At 34.3% G+C, this 17521-nt stretch carries 14 protein-coding genes; 8 read left to right on the forward strand and 6 right to left on the reverse strand.

The window, feature by feature from the left end:
* The 5 genes from GKZ88_RS12205 to miaB all read right to left on the reverse strand — a co-directional run bounded on the left by GKZ88_RS12205 (position 1) and on the right by miaB (position 5578).
* A complete protein-coding gene (locus GKZ88_RS12205; RefSeq protein ID WP_155102650.1) occupies positions 1-1410 on the reverse strand; it encodes a tetratricopeptide repeat protein in 1410 nt (469 codons plus the stop codon).
* A gap of 101 nt (positions 1411-1511) precedes the next feature.
* Entirely contained in the window at positions 1512-2033 is a 522-nt protein-coding gene (locus tag GKZ88_RS12210) for an LptE family protein (RefSeq protein ID WP_155102651.1), read from the reverse strand.
* Positions 2034-2205: 172 nt separating this feature from the next.
* Positions 2206-3462 carry a sigma-54 dependent transcriptional regulator gene (locus GKZ88_RS12215; protein WP_155102652.1) on the reverse strand — a complete coding sequence of 419 codons (1257 nt, stop codon included), beginning with the start codon at positions 3460-3462 and terminating at the stop codon, positions 2206-2208.
* 57 nt (positions 3463-3519) lie between these two features.
* Positions 3520-4041 (reverse strand): YcxB family protein, encoded by a 522-nt coding sequence (locus GKZ88_RS12220; RefSeq protein WP_155102653.1) that lies wholly within the window; start codon positions 4039-4041, stop codon positions 3520-3522.
* 91 nt (positions 4042-4132) lie between these two features.
* Positions 4133-5578: a tRNA (N6-isopentenyl adenosine(37)-C2)-methylthiotransferase MiaB gene (miaB, locus tag GKZ88_RS12225; RefSeq protein ID WP_155102654.1), complete on the reverse strand. Its 1446-nt coding sequence runs from the start codon at positions 5576-5578 to the stop codon at positions 4133-4135.
* 561 nt (positions 5579-6139) lie between these two features.
* On the opposite strand from miaB, the gene topA reads away from it, so the two are divergent.
* The 8 genes from topA to GKZ88_RS12265 all read left to right on the forward strand — a co-directional run bounded on the left by topA (position 6140) and on the right by GKZ88_RS12265 (position 17139).
* Positions 6140-8656 (forward strand): type I DNA topoisomerase, encoded by a 2517-nt coding sequence (gene topA / locus GKZ88_RS12230; protein ID WP_155102655.1) that lies wholly within the window; start codon positions 6140-6142, stop codon positions 8654-8656.
* A gap of 14 nt (positions 8657-8670) precedes the next feature.
* Positions 8671-9822, forward strand: coding sequence for a formimidoylglutamase (locus tag GKZ88_RS12235; protein WP_155102656.1), 1152 nt, complete (start codon positions 8671-8673; stop codon positions 9820-9822).
* A gap of 262 nt (positions 9823-10084) precedes the next feature.
* Positions 10085-11485 carry a gliding motility lipoprotein GldK gene (gene gldK / locus GKZ88_RS12240; protein WP_155102657.1) on the forward strand — a complete coding sequence of 467 codons (1401 nt, stop codon included), beginning with the start codon at positions 10085-10087 and terminating at the stop codon, positions 11483-11485.
* A gap of 57 nt (positions 11486-11542) precedes the next feature.
* Complete coding sequence (gene gldL, locus GKZ88_RS12245) at positions 11543-12190, forward strand: gliding motility protein GldL (RefSeq protein ID WP_155102658.1); 648 nt, start codon at positions 11543-11545, stop codon at positions 12188-12190.
* Between the two features lie 52 nt (positions 12191-12242).
* Positions 12243-13781 carry a gliding motility protein GldM gene (gldM, locus tag GKZ88_RS12250; protein WP_155102659.1) on the forward strand — a complete coding sequence of 513 codons (1539 nt, stop codon included), beginning with the start codon at positions 12243-12245 and terminating at the stop codon, positions 13779-13781.
* Between the two features lie 45 nt (positions 13782-13826).
* A complete protein-coding gene (gldN, locus tag GKZ88_RS12255; protein WP_155102830.1) occupies positions 13827-14816 on the forward strand; it encodes a gliding motility protein GldN in 990 nt (329 codons plus the stop codon).
* 167 nt (positions 14817-14983) lie between these two features.
* The gene (gene gldN / locus GKZ88_RS12260) at positions 14984-15976 is read left to right on the forward strand and encodes a gliding motility protein GldN (RefSeq protein ID WP_155102660.1); all 993 of its coding nucleotides are present in this window, start codon (positions 14984-14986) and stop codon (positions 15974-15976) included.
* A gap of 74 nt (positions 15977-16050) precedes the next feature.
* Positions 16051-17139 carry an FAD-dependent oxidoreductase gene (locus GKZ88_RS12265; protein ID WP_155102661.1) on the forward strand — a complete coding sequence of 363 codons (1089 nt, stop codon included), beginning with the start codon at positions 16051-16053 and terminating at the stop codon, positions 17137-17139.
* On the opposite strand, the gene GKZ88_RS12270 is transcribed toward GKZ88_RS12265, so the two are convergent.
* The gene (locus tag GKZ88_RS12270) at positions 17105-17488 is read right to left on the reverse strand and encodes a DUF983 domain-containing protein (protein ID WP_155102662.1); all 384 of its coding nucleotides are present in this window, start codon (positions 17486-17488) and stop codon (positions 17105-17107) included. The two genes, GKZ88_RS12265 and GKZ88_RS12270, sit on opposite strands and share 35 nt — an antisense overlap.
* Positions 17489-17521 lie beyond the last annotated feature (33 nt).

A 17521-nucleotide genomic window follows, 5' to 3' on the forward strand; every position in this document is an offset into this window, starting at 1 on the left:
TTAATTATTGTTATTGTTATTTTGTTGTAAAATCTTTATATCCGATATGCGGTCTGCAAAGAAAGTAATTTTTTCTGGATATTTCAAAATTAATATTTCATATGCTTGAATTGCTTTTGTATATTTTTTTTGCTCCAAATATACTCTGGCTAAAGTCTCTGTCATTAAATAAGAAGTCTCGTCTTTATTGATCTCAAGCTGAACCGATGCTGTTATCGCAGTCTGTTTTATGGGAGAAATTTTTGGATTTGCTTCTATAAAACGGTCGATTATTTCGGCTTTTTTCTTTTTTTCTTCCTCCGTTTTTTCTTCTTCTATAACGGTTCCGAATGTTTGTTCTGCTTTTTCAATTGTGTTTTCTGGCAGATTTTCTTCCATTGGCGCTTCTTTAGTTCTGTCAATAGGTTCTGTTCTTGCTAATTGCAGCCATTCTTGAAAAGAATGTTTCTCTTTTGCAGAAAAATCTAATGGTTTCCCAATTTCGAGATTTTCTTCTGCAGTTTTTACAGCCTCAGAAATTTGAGTTTTTTCAGTTTCCTGAAGTGTTTCAGTTTCTGGAATTACAGTTATTTCTGGTTCGGCAACAGTTATAGTTTGTTCAACGGCTATTACTGTTTCTGGAGTTTCGATTTCTAATGGTTCTACAGACGCAAAAGTTTCTTCAGTAATAATTGTAACTTCTGGAATTTCAGCAGCAATTGATTCTTCAGGCGTTTTAACTTCTTCAAAAACTACAGTTCCTGATTCTTTAATAGCCTCAAATACTGATTTTTCAATAGGATCTACTCTGATATCAGGAATTTCATCGTCTAATCTGTCCTCTAGAAAAGTTCGGCTTGGTTCCTTAATAATAGGTGTGTCTTCTATAACAGAAAGTACAGCTGGTTCTTCAACTGCTGGTTCTATTGGCGTTTCTTCTACAATAGAAAGAGCAACTGGTTCTTCACTGAAAGATCCAATTGGTGTTTTTTCTACAACAGAAAGCACAACAGGTTCTTCAAAAGTTACAGCTGTTGCTTCTTTGATAGAATCTAAAATTGATTTTTCTATTGGATCGATTCGAATTTCAGCAAGTTTCTTTTTTTCTTCTGCCGTAACAATTTCAACATCAAAAACAGTAATATTTAAAAGTTCCCTCAGTTTACGATTATAATATTTGCCTTGAATAGGAGTAAATTCTTCTGAAGTAATAAAATCAAACAAAACCGAACGATCTGTAGTATGTGCGGCTGTAACTTTTAAGGCATAATTATACTTAAAGCTGTTTTGTTTGTAAAGTCCTTTTAGTCGCAATGCGCGTGCACTTTGAAAATATGGAAATTCATTCAAAACACTTCCTAATGTTTCGGCCTGTTTTTCTGTAACGGTATCAGGTTTGTTTATTAGGTATGTATAATCGGTTACGTTCATGTTTGTTGTTTAATCGTTTTTTATTGTTTAATCGTTTATTTGTTTCACTGTTTAATCGGAAATTTGTTTAATCGATTCGACGATTCAACAAATAAACATTACTACCATTTAGCCAATGACTCATTGAAAATATCCTGAGTAATTCTTTCGAAAATAGTTTTAATTGCATTATTTAAAACTGTTCCAGTTGGTAAATCTCCTCCTGGGAAATCATTATAGAATTCAAATTGTTTCTCAAAATCGTCAGTTTCTTTTTTCTTGTTTGTGAATCTTACATTTACACGAATTGTCAAACGGTTTTGTGCTGCGCCGACCTCTCCATTTGCACCCACAGCCGTTGCTGTCATCGGACTTATTCTGTAATCTACAATTTCTCCTTCATAAACTAAATCACCGCTGTTGCTTACTAAGTTTAAGTTGGTTTGATTCATGATGATATCCTGCAAAGCCAATGTAAATTGTCTGTCGATTCCTGGTTCAATCAAATCGGCGTTGTTCTGGAAAAAGTTAACTTGGAAGGTTTTTGCATCAATTTGTCCCGTTCTTCCGGTAAAATTGTAAACGCCGCAACCGCTGAATGTTGTTGCTATAAAAAGAACTAAAATATATTTTAAGTATTTCATTTTTTATTTTAAGAATTGTTTGGCCAGTTTAATGACACTGTGTTTAAATCCCAAATTCTAAATTCCAATCTTTTGAATTGTGAATTTATTTTCAAATATAGTAATTTCGATTTTGGAATTTTAGTTTCTCCAAATTGGAATTTGGAATTTAAATTATTGGAATTTATTTGTTTTATAAATCGAATTGTTTGATTTTTCGATATAACGTTCTTTCAGAAATACCCAGTTCATCAGCAGCAGCTTTACGTTTTCCTTTATTTTTTTCTAATGATTTTTTGATCATTTCGATTTCTTTCTGTTCTAAACGTAAAATTTCTTCTTCCTCGATCGTTTCGGCAAACAAATAATTGTCGTCCTGCATCTGATAGTTCTCTTCTCGGCTTGCCGGAGTCATAACAGCAGTTCTTGGCTCTTCTTCAAAATCAATTTCGCTGTCGTTTTCTTGATTTCCGTATATTTTCTGAATTAAATTCGGATTGATGTCTTGTACTTTTGATGAACCATTTTTCATCAATTCCAAAGTCAGTTTTTTCAAATCGTTCAGGTCGCTTTTCATATCAAAAAGGACCTTATATAATATGTCTCTTTCGGTACTAAAATCGCTTTCTTTTTTCTTGTCGCTGATTACCGAAGGCAAATTGCTTCCTTCAGCAGGCAAATACGACTGAAGTGTTGCCAATGTAATATCTCGGGTTGTTTCTAAAACAGAGATTTGTTCGGCCACATTTCGAAGCTGACGAATATTTCCGCTCCATCTAAATTTCTGAAGAAGCTGCACAGCATCATCATCTAATCTTAAAGGAGGCATTTTATACTTATGAGCAAAATCGGCTACAAACTTTCTGAACAATAAATGAATGTCTTCGTTTCTTTCGCGCAATGGAGGCAATGTAATTTCGACTGTTGTTAAACGGTAATACAAATCCTCACGGAATTTCCCTTTTTCAATAGCGTTGAATAAATTAACATTGGTTGCAGCAACAATTCGAACATTGGTTTTTTGAACCTGAGAGGAACCTACTTTTATAAACTCGCCATTTTCTAAAACACGAAGCAAACGAACCTGCGTTGTTAAAGGCAGTTCTCCAACTTCATCAAGGAAAATAGTTCCGCCATCCGCTACTTCAAAATAGCCTTCACGTGTACTTGTCGCACCTGTAAAAGCTCCTTTTTCGTGTCCAAAAAGCTCACTGTCGATTGTTCCTTCCGGAATCGCTCCACAGTTTACGGCAATATATTTTCCGTGCTTTCTGTGCGAAAGTGAATGAATAATTCTAGGAATATTTTCTTTACCAACACCACTTTCCCCAGTTACCATAACCGAAATATCAGTTGGAGCAACCTGAATGGCTTTTTCAATGGCGCGATTTAATTTTGGATCATTTCCAATAATCTCAAATCGTTGTTTTATTGCTTGAACTGTTTCCATTTGTTTTTTGTTTCAAGTTTTTTATTTGTTTCAGGTTTCAGGTTTTATGCTTTGACCTTAACTTTTTAAACTCTTTTTTATGTCGATCGAATTAAAAAGTTGCTTTAATTCGGTATATTGATTGTCTTTGAGATCTTGTTTAATAATTGGTAGCGCAGAAGTTTTGTTTAAATAAATCAGAAACCAATTATTTGTTTCTTTAATTTGAAAAATATCTTGCCAAAAATTTTCAACTTTAAAACTTTCTCCTTCTTGTGTAAAGGAGTTTTTTGTAAAAGTTATTTTTTGAGACTCTAGATTTTTTTTATTTTTTTGAATATTCTTTTTGATATTAAACATGGTTAGAAAATATACTCCAGCCCAGACTAAAAGAACCATTCCAAAAGGTATAAGGTCGATAAAACTCCATTGTAAATGAGTTTCAGCTTGCGTAGCTGATAAAACGGCATTTTGAAAGACAACAAAAAAGAAAACAAAAATAAGCACCTTTACAAAAGGCATTCTCGAAAGCAGGTATTTAGAAACTTTAACTAATATATCTGTCTTTGGCTTGTATTCAATAATGATTTCTTTTTCCATTTTTTACAACTTGAGGGTTTGATTATTTTATTGATTTATATTATAAGTTTCAAGTTACAAAGAAAACCTGAAACTTGAAACCTGAAATAATTTAATTCATTTCGCTCAATCCAACAGCTTCACCTTTTAAAGTTCCGCTAGTACAGCTTGTGATTTTTACGTTTACAAAATCTCCAATTTTATAATTCTCTTTAGGGAAAACTACTGTTATACTTTGAGAATTTCTTCCAGAAAATTCGTCTTTTGATTTTTTAGATACTTTTTCGACTAAAACTTCAACTGTTTTTCCGACAAACTCTTCGCTTCTAAACCAAGCGTGTTTTTGCTGTAAATCGACAATTTCTTGTAATCTTCTGGCTTTGGTTTCTTCTTCAACATCATCTTTCATTTTTCTTCCTGCCAAAGTTCCCGGACGTTCAGAATACGAATACATATAACCGAAATTATATTTCACATATTCCATCAAACTCATTGTATCTTGATGATCTTCTTCCGTTTCAGTTGGGAAACCGGCAATCATATCCTGAGAAATCGAAGCATCTGGAACAATTGTTCTGATTTTATCAATCAAAGCCATATATTCTTCGCGAGTATGCAGACGATTCATTTCTTTCAAAATTCTATTGCTTCCAGATTGAACCGGCAAATGAATGTGTTTACAGATATTTGGATATTTCGCAATAACATGCAAAATGCTTTCGTGCATATCTTGCGGATTTGAAGTAGAAAATCGGATACGCATTTTAGGAAAACCAACAGCAACCATTTCTAATAATTGGTCAAAATCAACTGCAGTTGCTTTTTGCATTTCAGAAGCGTTTACGAAATCTTTTTTCAATCCGCCACCGTACCAAAGGTAACTGTCGACGTTTTGTCCTAAAAGTGTAATCTCTTTAAAACCTTTATCCCACAAATCCTGAATTTCATTCATGATACTTTGCGGTTCGCGGCTGCGCTCGCGTCCGCGTGTAAAAGGCACAACGCAAAACGTACACATATTATCACATCCACGAGTTATTGAAACTAAAGCTGTAATTCCGTTGCTCATCAAACGAACTGGCGAAATATCTCCGTACGTTTCTTCTTTCGATAAAATTACATTGATGGCGTCACGTCCTTCTTCAACTTCCGCCAATAAATTCGGAAGATCTTTATAAGCATCAGGGCCAACAACAAGGTCAACTATTTTTTCTTCTTCTAAAAATTGACTTTTCAAACGTTCCGCCATACAGCCCAAAACACCCACTTTCATTTTCGGATTAATACGTTTTACTGCATTATATTTCTCCAAACGTTTACGAATAGTTTGTTCGGCTTTGTCACGAATAGAACAAGTGTTCACCAAAACCAGATCGGCTTCTTCTAAAACCGAAGTTGTGTTATATCCTCCGTCAGACAAAATGGAAGCTACAACTTCACTGTCCGAAAAATTCATCGCACAGCCGTAACTTTCTATAAATAGTTTTTTAGTATTCTCAGGTTTATTTTCTAAAACAAGACTTTCGCCCTGTTTGCTTTCTTCAATAATCTTTTCCATTGTAAAATTTCAAAGTGCAAAGATAGCGCAAATACCATCAATATGACAAGATGGCAGGGAAAGAATTAACAATGTTTTCATAAATTTTGATAGATTACTCAATTGCAGACTTTAATCTAGAAAATAGTTAAGTGAAAATTTACAACTCACAATTTACAATTAATAATTATAAGAAGCTATTCCAGCTTTCCGCTACATCCCGATAGCTATCGGGACATAAAAAAGCAAAGTTTCTAATGTTTTAAAAAGAGCTTCCTTTGGTCGCTTTTTTAAAACAAGAAACTTTTGCTTTTTTTACTCCGGGCTTTTCGCTTCAAATGAAATTTACTGAACTCCGATTAAAAATAAAATTATAGTGAAGTAATCTGAGCTAAGGCATTCGGTTTCAAAAAGCACATTTCGCTAACATAATCAACTAAAAGTTATACCTATATATATTATAGGTAGGATTACAGATAAATCTGCAATTTTGTGAAACATAATATTAAAATAACTCAAAAATTCATTCATAAGGTTAATATTTAAAAAAAATAAATACTTTTGTTGCAGAAAATAAGAGCAATGGCAAAGAATTTAGTAATAGTGGAATCACCTGCAAAGGCGAAAACGATCGAGAAATTTCTTGGGAGCGATTTTCAGGTGGAGTCAAGTTATGGTCACATAGCCGACTTACCATCAAAGGAAATAGGGGTAGATGTAGAGAATGGTTTTAAACCTAAATATGAAGTTTCTCCGGATAAAAAAGCCTTGGTAAGCAAACTTAAGACACTATCTAAAAATGCCGAAATGGTTTGGCTAGCAAGCGATGAGGACCGCGAGGGAGAGGCAATTTCTTGGCACTTGGCGGAAGAACTAAAACTAGATATAAAAAAAACAAAAAGAATCGTTTTTCACGAGATTACAAAATCTGCGATTCTTAAAGCAATAGACAATCCCAGAGAAATTGATTATAATTTAGTTAATGCACAACAGGCACGTCGTGTTCTGGATCGTTTAGTAGGTTACGAATTATCTCCGGTTTTATGGAGAAAAATCAAAGGCGGACTTTCTGCTGGCCGTGTACAATCTGTTTCAGTTCGTTTGATTGTTGAAAGAGAACGTGAAATTCAGAACTTTAATGCAGTTGCTTCATATTCAATTGTTGCAGAGTTTGTAAATGAAGCTGGAAAAGTTTTCAAAGCAAAACTTCCAAAAAACTTCAATACTAAAAAAGAAGCCGAAGATTTTTTAAATAAAAACATCGGTTCTAAATATAAGGTAGCCGATTTAGAAACTAAACCTACCAAAAAATCTCCAACAGCACCTTTTACAACTTCGACGCTTCAACAGGAAGCAGCAAGAAAATTGTATTTGCCAGTTGGAATCACAATGCAGTTAGCACAGCGTTTATACGAAGCTGGACTTATTACTTATATGAGAACGGATTCTGTGAATCTTTCAAAAGATGCAATGGACGCTGCTGAAGCCGAAATCATAAAATCTTACGGAAAAGAATTCTCTAAACCGAGAACTTTTGCAAACAAAAGCAAAGGAGCGCAAGAAGCGCACGAAGCAATTCGTCCGACCGATATGTCGCGTCATAGCGTAAATATTGACCGTGACCAAGCTCGTTTATATGATTTGATCTGGAAACGAACTTTAGCTTCGCAAATGAGCGACGCTCAGTTAGAAAGAACAAACGTAAAAATTGAAGCAGATAATCACAGCGAAATTTTTACAGCTTCTGGTGAAGTATTGCTTTTTGAAGGTTTCTTAAAAGTTTACTTGGAAGGACATGACGATGATGAGGAAGAACAAGAAGGAATGTTGCCGGCTTTAAAAGTAAATGAAAAACTGGCTAATAACTATATTACAGCCACAGAACGATATTCAAGACCGCCTGCTCGTTATACAGAGGCTTCTTTAGTGAAAAAATTAGAAGAATTAGGAATTGGCCGTCCGTCTACGTATGCGCCAACTATTTCAACTATCATCAACAGAAATTATGTTGAAAAAGGAACTCTTGAAGGTCAAGAACGTAATTATACACAATTAACTTTACAGGCTGATAAAGTAGGTGAGAAGTTGTTGAAAGAAAATACAGGTTCTGATAAAGGAAAATTAGTTCCAACAGATATCGGGACAATCGTAACTGATTTCTTGGTTAAAAACTTCGGAAACATTCTGGATTATAATTTTACTGCAAAAGTAGAACAGGATTTTGACGAAATTGCCGAAGGAAATATTGACTGGGCAATAATGATGCAGGATTTCTATAATCAATTTCATCCAAATGTAAAAGAAGTTGAGGCAAATGCTGAACGTGAAAGCGGTGAAAGAATTCTTGGTAAAGATGCTGACGGAAGACAGGTTTCGGTTCGTTTAGGAAAATTTGGACCAATGGCTCAAATTGGAGAAGCCGACGATGAAGATAAAAAGTTTGCCAGCTTAATGGCTGATCAAAACATTGGAAATATCACGCTTGAAGAAGCTTTGAATTTATTTTTGCTTCCGAAGAGTTTAGGTGAATATAAAGGAGAAGAAGTTGAAGTAAGCAATGGTCGTTATGGACCTTATGTACGTCATGGAAGTGTCTTTATTTCATTGCCGAGAGGAGAAGATCCTTTAGGTGTTTCAAAAGAAAGAGCCCAAGAGCTAATTGACGAAAAGGCTTTGGCTGATGCACCAATTGCTATATATAAAGGAGAAGCTGTTCAAAAAGGTGTGGGACGTTTTGGTCCGTTCATCAAATGGAATGGTCTTTTTGTTAATGTGAGCAAAAAATACAATTTTGATAATTTATCGCAGGCTGATGTTGAGGAATTGATTGAAGATAAATTGCAGAAGAACATTGATAAAGTGCTTCATAATTGGGAAGACGAAGGGATTTTGGTTGAAAAAGCACGCTGGGGCCGATCTGTAATTACAAAAGGTAAAATCAAAATCGAATTAAGTAAAGATGTTGATGCAACAAAATTGACATTGGCACAGGTTCAGGATATGATTGCGGCAAAAACACCGGCTAAAAAGACTCCGGCTAAAAAAACAACAACAGCAAAGAAAGCTCCAGCTAAAAAAGCTCCAGCTAAAAAGAAATAATTTAAGTACAATAAATGGAATTTGATTTTCTAGAACCAGTTAACGACGGAATTGTAAATTTTATCAATTCGTTGTCTTCTCAAGAATTGGGCAGTAAAATAGTATTGCATACCCATGATCAATTTCCGGATATAAGTAAAGTAAATATTGCTATTATTGGTGTTTTAGAAGACAGACGAAATATCAATATGGTGAATGAAGTCAATCTGACCGCAGTTCGTAAGAAGCTTTACGGTATGTTTCCAGGCAACTGGGATGCGTCTATTGCTGATCTTGGAGATATACTGGCTGGCGACTCTGTAGATGATACTTATTTTGCACTTAAAAAGGTTGTGGCTTCTTTAATTAAAAATAAAGTCATTCCTATAGTTCTAGGAGGTTCTCAGGATTTGACCTATGCTTTGTATCGCGCTTATGACGATCTGGAGCAAATGGTAAACTTGGTTTCAGTAGATAACCGATTTGATTTTGGCAAAGAAAATGAATCAGTTTCGGCTAATTCGTATCTGACAAAAATCATTATTGATGAGCCAAATAACCTTTTTAATTATTGTAATATTGGTTATCAGACCTATTATAATAGTCAAGAAGAAATTGATTTGATCGAAAAATTATTTTTTGATTCCTATAGATTAGGAGAGATTTCAAACAATATTGCATTGGCAGAACCTGTTTTTAGAGATGCTGATTTGGTTAGTGTTGATTTGAATTCTGTAAAGTCTTCTGCCTCAGGAAATTTAGTTTCGTTTGAGCCTAATGGTTTCAATGGAAAGGAGATTTGTTCACTTGCTCGATATTCTGGAATCAGTGATAAAGTTTCAGCATTTGGGATATTTAATCACAATAGCACTGTTCACGAAGCGGCGCTGATTGCTCAGATTGTCTGGTATTTTATAGAAGGGTACCATTATCGATCTAAAGAATATCCATTTGGAAGCAGAACGAACTATTTAAAATACATTGTTCCTCTAGAAGAAGAGGAGCTTATCTTTTACAAAAGTGATAAAACAGATCGCTGGTGGATCGAAATTCCATTTGTTTCTGATGGCAGCAATAAATTGAAAAGAAATACGTTATTACCGTGTTCATACGACGAATATTTATGCGCCTGCAACCAAGAATTGCCAGAAAGATGGTGGAAAGCACAGCGAAAAAATGCTTTGTAAAGGAAAATTTTAATGAAAATCTTAATTTTTTAAAAATTTAAAAAATTAATTAATAAAAATTAGTAAGATACAGATTACAAGTTATAAAATTTTATGTTTTACGTCGATTTTTTATGCTAGTTTGTCGATAAAATATTTTTTTTTTATTTTATTTAACATTATTTTTGAACGGTAAAATAAATTTCGCAACTAGTATTGTTTTTTAGATAAATAATAAATACGTTTACGAACTATAATAATGAATAGATAATCCCAAATTTATATGAAGAAGTTTATTGCATTTACAGCAATTTTAACACTGGTAATTGGCTGTGGTAAATCAGGTGACAAAGGTGAGTTAGTTGGTGTTACAGGAGGGAAATGGCATCCTGAAAAGCCATACGGAATGACTTTGGTTCCTGGTGGATCTTTTATTATGGGTAAAGCAGATGCTGACTTAGCTAATGTAGAAGACGCTCCAACTAAAACAGTAACTGTTCGTTCGTTTTATATGGATGAAACTGAGATCACAAACAGTGAGTATCGTCAGTTTGTAGAGTGGGTAAAAGACTCTACAATGAGAGTTCGCTTAGCGATCTTGGCTGATGAAACAGGTCAAAAAGCTACTGGTGACGGTAAAGGAAAAAAAGGCGGCAGTATTGCTGATTATGCATTTAATGATTCTGAGCCAGACAAAATGACGGCTTATGATAAATATATGTATGATAACTACTATAGTGTAGGAACTAAAGATGATCCTTATGCTGGTAGAAAACTTAACAAAAAAGTGAAGTTGATTAAAGATACAAAAGCTTATCCAGACGAGTATTATACTGAAGTTATGGATTCTATGTATTTGCCAATCGAAGAATCATACAATGGTTTAAGAACTATTGATGTAAATAAATTGAAATTCCGTTATTCTTGGATGGATATTCAGGCTGCAGCAAAAGCTAAAGTTGGAAAAAGAAAAGACTTCGTTAAAACAGAACAAGTAAGTGTTTATCCTGATACTACAGTTTGGATTAAAGATTTCGCTTATTCATATAATGAGCCAATGCACAATGATTATTTTTGGCACAAAGCTTATGGAGATTATCCTGTAGTTGGTGTTACTTGGAAACAAGCAAAAGCTTTCTGTGCTTGGAGAACTTTAAACAAAAACAGTTATATTAAATCTAAGAAAAAAGGACGTGACTTAGTAAATGCTTTCAGATTGCCGACAGAAGCAGAATGGGAGTATGCTGCAAGAGGAGGTCTAGAGTCTGCAACTTACCCTTGGGGAGGTCCTTACACTAAGAGTGATAGAGGTTGTTTCATGGCAAACTTCAAACCAAGCAGAGGAGATTATGCTGCTGATGAAGCTTTATATACTGTTGAAGCTAAGTCTTATGAAGTAAACGGTTACGGTCTATACAATATGGCAGGAAACGTTTCAGAGTGGACAGATTCGGCTTATAACCCAAATGCTTACGAGTATGTTTCTACAATGAACCCTAACGTAATTGACGGAAACAACCAAAGAAAAGTGGTTCGCGGAGGATCTTGGAAAGATGTTGCTTACTTCCTACAAGTAAGTACTCGTGATCACGAATATGCTGATTCAGCAAGAAGTTACATTGGTTTCAGAACTGTACAAGATTACATGGGAACTCAAGTGACTGGAAGCAGCAAAAAGAAATAATTTTATAATTAAATTCAATAACCAACAAATCTATTTTAAAACCTAAAAAAAAGTATTATGGCATTATTAAGTAAAAAAGCAATGAATTTCGCTTATGGTATGGGAGCGGCAGTGGTAATCGTTGGAGCATTATTCAAAATTACTCACTTTGAATTGGGACCATTAACAGGAACTGTTATGCTTTCAGTAGGATTATTAACTGAAGCGTTAATCTTTGCCCTTTCTGCTTTCGAACCAGTTGATGATGAGTTAGATTGGACTCTTGTTTACCCAGAACTAGCAAACGGACAAGCTAGAAAAAAAGAGGATAAAGCTGAAACTCCAAGTGATGCTCAAGGATTGCTTTCTCAAAAATTAGACTCATTATTGAAAGAGGCTAAAATTGACGGAGAATTAATGTCAAGCTTAGGAAATTCAATCAAAAACTTTGAAGGAGCTGCAAAAGCAATTTCTCCAACAGTTGATTCAATCGCAGGACAAAAGAAATATGCTGAAGAAATGTCTATGGCAGCTGCACAAATGGAATCATTAAATAGTTTATACAAAGTTCAATTAGAAAGTGCTTCAAGAAATGCACAAGCTAATAGCGAAATCGCTGACAATGCTGCTAAATTGAAAGAGCAAATGCAATCTATGACTGCTAATATTGCTTCTTTAAACAGCGTTTACGGTGGTATGCTTTCTGCAATGAGTAACAAAGGATAATTAGTTTTTAACTATTATATTAAAATTATTAATAAGAACTAATTAGAAAAAAATGGCAGGAGGAAAATTAACCCCTAGACAGAAGATGATTAACCTGATGTATCTGGTTTTCATCGCAATGTTAGCAATGAACATGTCCAAAGAAGTTTTATCTGCTTTTGGATTAATGAATGAAAAATTTGAAAGCGCTAACACGTCATCAGAAACATCAAATGCAAATTTATTAACGTCCTTAGACCAGAAAGCTTCTGAAGCAAAAGGAGAATTCACAACTGCTGCAGAAACAGCTCATAAAGTTGAAGCTACTTCGAAAGAATTTTATGCATACATCAGTTCTTTAAAAGGTGATGTTTTACACGGATTCGAAACAGATAAAGAGACTGGTAAACTACCTTACGAGTCTATGGACAAAGGTGATAACATTGATAACTGGTTTACAGGTGAAGGTTACACTAAAAAAGGTAATGAAGTTATTGCTAAAATTGAAAAATATAAAGCAGACATGAAGGCTGCTTTGTCAGACAAAAAATACGCTTCAATCTTAGCTGAGGTTGAAAAGAAATTTGATGTTTCTGATGTTAAAAACAAAGAAGGTTTAAAAGATAAGTATTTAGCTTACCACTTTAAAGGTTTCCCTGCAGTTGCTTCATTAGCTAAACTTTCTGCTTGGCAAAATGACGTTCAAAAAGCTGAAACTGATGTTTATAACAGTGCTTTAGGAAAAGCAGCGGTTGCTGCAGCATCTTACAGTAACTACCAAGCAATTGTAGTTTTAGATAAAAATGCTTATTTCCAAGGTGAAAAAGTTACTGGTAAAGTAGTTTTAGGACGTTACGACGAAAACACTAAACCAACTTCTTTCCAAGGTCCTGGACAAATCGTAAACGGACAAGCTGTTATCTCATTAACTGCTGGTGGAGTTGGAGAGCAAAATATTAACGGACAATTTTCTTTCTTAGAAGATGGAAAAAACATTCCGCTTAAATTCGCTGGAAAGTATGTTGTAGTTCCTAGACCAAATTCTGCTACAATTTCTGCAGACAAAATGAATGTAGTATATAGAGGAGTTGTTAACCCAATCTCTGTATCATTCGCTGGTGTTGCTGACAACAAAGTAGTTGCTAGTGCTCCTGGATTAAGTTCAGCTGGTAAAGCAGGTAAATATAACATGAGCCCTGGTGCTGGTACTGAGACAACAATTTCAGTTACAGGTACATTGCCAAACGGTGATAAAGTTTCAGATAAGAAAACATTCAGAATTAAAGGTATTCCTGGGCCAACTGGTACAATTAGAGGTGATTATGGTGTTGTTAAAGGACCTAAATCTAACTTAGAAGTTGCTACAATTGGTGCGAAATTAATGGATTTTGATTTCGAAGTTGGTTTAGATGTTGTTGGATTTAACTTAAAAATTGCTGGACAGCCTACAGTTGTTGTTACTGGTAATAAATTAAATGCACAATGTAAACAAGTACTTGCAAGAGCTGGTAGAGGAGATCAAGTTACTATTTCTGAAATTAAAACTAAACTTGTTGGAGCTGGAAGCTATTTATTGCCAAGAACTGCTCCAGTAATTTTCGAAATACAATAATAAATGTAGATAAAACTACGTTCAATATCTTATAATGATATCATGATGAAAGTAAGAAATTTTTTAATAGCTATTGTTTCTATCGCTGGAGGTTTTGCGTCTCACGCACAATCTAATTTGCTTAATGCGAAAACACCTGCTCAAATAGGACTTAAAACTCCTGCGCAACTTATCTCAGATAATGATAAGCCTTTAGCTTACGGTTATGTTGATGATAGAGATATTTTGATGGGAAAAACAACTTGGGAGATTATTGATTTGAATGAAAAGATCAATTTTCCATTGTATTTTCCTATAGATACAGCTAACATTGGTGCTGATAGACGTTCTCTTTACGACGTTTTGACCAAAGCTATCAAAAAAGGTAAAATAACTGAAGTTTACACTGACAGTTATTTTAATACTAAAAAATCTATGAAAGACATCGAAGGATCATTATCTCGTATTGATACAACTGATGCTGGTAGAGAACTTATCAACCAAAATCCAGACGACTACAAAACACGTATTGTGAAGAAAAAAGTGGTTACTGGAACTGGTAAAAAGAAATCAGTTAGTTACGTTGATGAGACGGTACCTCCTTCAAGAACTGTACCTGCAGAGTATATCTTAAAACAAGATTTAACTGCTCAGGATGTTACACAATACAAAATCAAAGGATATTGGTATTTTGACAAACGTCAGAGTGAATTGAAATATCGTTTACTTGGAATTTGTCCTGTAACTCCGGACGTTTATACGATGAACAGTGACGAAAAGGATTATATTGAGTTGTTTTGGGTTTTCTTCCCAAATTCAAGAGAGTCTTTGCACGAAGCAAAAGCATTTAATGATAACAACTCTGCATTACCGATCTCATTTGATCAAATCTTAAACTCTAGACGCTTTAATGCTGTTGTTTACAAAGAGGAAAACCTTTATGGAGACAGAGCGATCAGCGACTATATGAAAGATAATGCTCAAAATCAGTTGTTAGAATCTGAAAGAGTAAAAGAGAAGATTCGTAACTTCGAACAAGATATGTGGAACTACTAAGTACCAATATAACATTATAAGAAAAACTCTTACTACCTTTGTAGTAAGAGTTTTTTTTTGCAGAGAACTCTTATGACGGATCAATAAATCTTTATGATTTTATTTTTGTAAGAAAAAATATACAATATATTTAAGAATGTTTCGTTTGGTTTCTTATACTATTTATTATGAAGAAAGTAAGAAATTTTTTTATCGTTATGTTTTCTGTTGCAGGAAGTTTTATTTCTAATGCACAGTCTAACTTGCTTAACGCTAAAACTGTTCAGCAGATTGGCGTTAAAACACCTGCCCAGCTTATCTCAGACAATGATAAACCTTTAGAATATGGTTATGTTGAAGATAGGGATATTTTAATGGGAAAAACTACATGGGAAATTATTGATTTGAATGAAAAAATCAATTTTCCGCTTTACTATCCTGTAGATACTGCTAACATTGGACCTGAAAGGCGTTCTCTTTATGATGTTTTGACAAAGGCTATCAGGAGCGGTAGAATAACTGAAGTGTACACAGACAGTTATTTCAATACTAAGAAGACTATGAAAGATATTGAAGCTTCATTGTCTCGTGTTGATACTACCGATGCTGGGAGGGAACTTATCAATCAGAATCCAGACGACTATAGAGAACATGTTGTGAAGAAAAAGGTTGTGACTGGTACTGGTAAAAAGAAATCCGTCAGTTATGTTAATCAGACAGTTGGACCAACGAGAACTGTTCCTGCAGAGTATATTCTAAAGCAAGATTTAACGGCTCAAGATGTTACACAATATAAAATCAAAGGGTATTGGTATTTTGATAAACGTCAGGGCGAATTAAAATATCGTTTAATTGGAATTTGTCCTGTAACTCCAGATGTTTATACGATGAACAGCGACGAAAAGGATTATATCGAATTGTTTTGGGTTTTCTTCCCGAATGCGCGAATCGTTCTTCATGAAGCAAAAGCTTTTAATGATATAAATTCTGTTGCTTCAATTTCATTTGATCAAATATTGAATTCGCGGCGTTTTAATGCAATTATTTATAAAGAAGAAAATATGTATGGCGATCGTGAAATCAAAGATTATATTAAAGATGATGCACAGAGTCAATTACTAGAATCGGAAAGGGTAAAAGAGAAGATTCGAAATTTCGAAGAGGATATGTGGAATTACTAAGTTTTCAAATTAAGTTATACGATAAACTCTTACTATCTTTGTAAGAGTTTTTTATTTTACCTATACACTGCACAATGCTTGACTATTTAATTGTCGGATCTGGATTGGCCGGAATTTCTTTCGCCGAAGTGGCCCTTAAGAACAATAAATCTATTTTGTTAATCGATAATAAATCCCAGCATTCCTCTAAAGTGGCGGGTGGTTTGTACAACCCGGTAATTTTGAAGCGTTTCAGCGAAGTATGGAATGCGAAGGAACAATTGGTTTTGATGAATGATTTTTATGATCGGGTAGAAGATAAATTACAGGAAAAATTCAACTTTAAAATGCCAATTTTGAGGAAGTTTTTCTCAATCGAAGAACAAAACAACTGGTTTGCAGCTTCGGATAAAATAAATCTGGCACCATTTTTATCTACTAAATTAATTACGAAGAAATATACAAGTATTGATTCCCCGCATGATTATGGAGAAGTATTGCATACTGGATACGTCAATACCGCATTATTGTTAGATAAATATCAGCAGTATTTGCGTGAGAATAATTTGCTCCTTGAAGAATCTTTTAACAGCAGCGATATTGAGTTTTTAGATTTTGGAATTCAATATAAAAATATTCAGGCTCGTCATATCATTTTTGCCGAGGGCTTTGGAATGCATAAAAACCCGTTTTTTAATTATTTGCCTTTAGATGGAACAAAGGGCGAATTGTTTATTATAAAAGCGCCCGATTTAAATCTGGATTTGATTGTAAATACAAGTGTCTTTATTTTACCGATGGGAGAGAATCTATTCAAAGTTGGTGCAACTTATAATTGGCACGATAAAACTGACGCACCTACAGAGGAAGGCAAGCAAGAACTTTTAGACCGAATTAAAGAAATTATTACCTGCGATTTTGAGATTGTAAAGCACTTTGGTGGTGTTCGTCCTACGGTGGCAGATAGAAGACCTTTACTTGGAACTCATGAAGTTCACAAATCATTGCATATTCTTAACGGACTTGGAACACGTGGCGTTATGCTAGGTCCAGCTTTGGCACTAGCTTTATATGATCATATTGAAAATGAAATTCCGATACCTCAAGAAGCCGACATTAAGCGATTCCACAAAAGATACTTGAAAAGCCTTATTTCTGACCAGCCTTCGGATCGTAAGAAATAAACATATTGATGTATAAATTTCTGGAAAGTCTTAAAACAAACGGAAATAAAAGGATTAAAGTAACTACAATCGCAATAAACGACTGCTCGATTGTTGCTTTAAAAAACACGAACGAAACAATAAAAGCAGCAATTCCAACTGCGACATTCAGTCCGTAGCTCACATACATTGCACCATAAAAAAAGGAAGGTTCAATTTGATATTTTAGACCGCAGTGACTGCAATTTTCGTTCATTTTTAAAACTTTTGTCAAGTGAAGCGGGTTCTTGTCTGAATACATGCTTTCATTTTGACATCTTGGACAGCTTCCGGTGAAAATACTGTTTATTTTAGATCCTTTTTTAAACATTTTAAAGCGTAGTTTTTAATTCTGAAATCAAAG

Origin of the sequence: Flavobacterium sp. LC2016-01 (assembly GCF_009711135.1) — a bacterium.
GTDB lineage: Bacteria > Bacteroidota > Bacteroidia > Flavobacteriales > Flavobacteriaceae > Flavobacterium.

Coding starts and splice junctions, on each gene's coding strand:
- GKZ88_RS12205 (WP_155102650.1), bottom strand. CDS start 1,410: ATGAACGTAACCGATTATACATACCTAATAAACAAACCTGATACCGTT.
- GKZ88_RS12210 (WP_155102651.1), bottom strand. CDS start 2,033: ATGAAATACTTAAAATATATTTTAGTTCTTTTTATAGCAACAACATTC.
- GKZ88_RS12215 (WP_155102652.1), bottom strand. CDS start 3,462: ATGGAAACAGTTCAAGCAATAAAACAACGATTTGAGATTATTGGAAAT.
- GKZ88_RS12220 (WP_155102653.1), bottom strand. CDS start 4,041: ATGGAAAAAGAAATCATTATTGAATACAAGCCAAAGACAGATATATTA.
- miaB (WP_155102654.1), bottom strand. CDS start 5,578: ATGGAAAAGATTATTGAAGAAAGCAAACAGGGCGAAAGTCTTGTTTTA.
- topA (WP_155102655.1), top strand. CDS start 6,140: ATGGCAAAGAATTTAGTAATAGTGGAATCACCTGCAAAGGCGAAAACG.
- GKZ88_RS12235 (WP_155102656.1), top strand. CDS start 8,671: ATGGAATTTGATTTTCTAGAACCAGTTAACGACGGAATTGTAAATTTT.
- gldK (WP_155102657.1), top strand. CDS start 10,085: ATGAAGAAGTTTATTGCATTTACAGCAATTTTAACACTGGTAATTGGC.
- gldL (WP_155102658.1), top strand. CDS start 11,543: ATGGCATTATTAAGTAAAAAAGCAATGAATTTCGCTTATGGTATGGGA.
- gldM (WP_155102659.1), top strand. CDS start 12,243: ATGGCAGGAGGAAAATTAACCCCTAGACAGAAGATGATTAACCTGATG.
- gldN (WP_155102830.1), top strand. CDS start 13,827: ATGAAAGTAAGAAATTTTTTAATAGCTATTGTTTCTATCGCTGGAGGT.
- gldN (WP_155102660.1), top strand. CDS start 14,984: ATGAAGAAAGTAAGAAATTTTTTTATCGTTATGTTTTCTGTTGCAGGA.
- GKZ88_RS12265 (WP_155102661.1), top strand. CDS start 16,051: ATGCTTGACTATTTAATTGTCGGATCTGGATTGGCCGGAATTTCTTTC.
- GKZ88_RS12270 (WP_155102662.1), bottom strand. CDS start 17,488: ATGTTTAAAAAAGGATCTAAAATAAACAGTATTTTCACCGGAAGCTGT.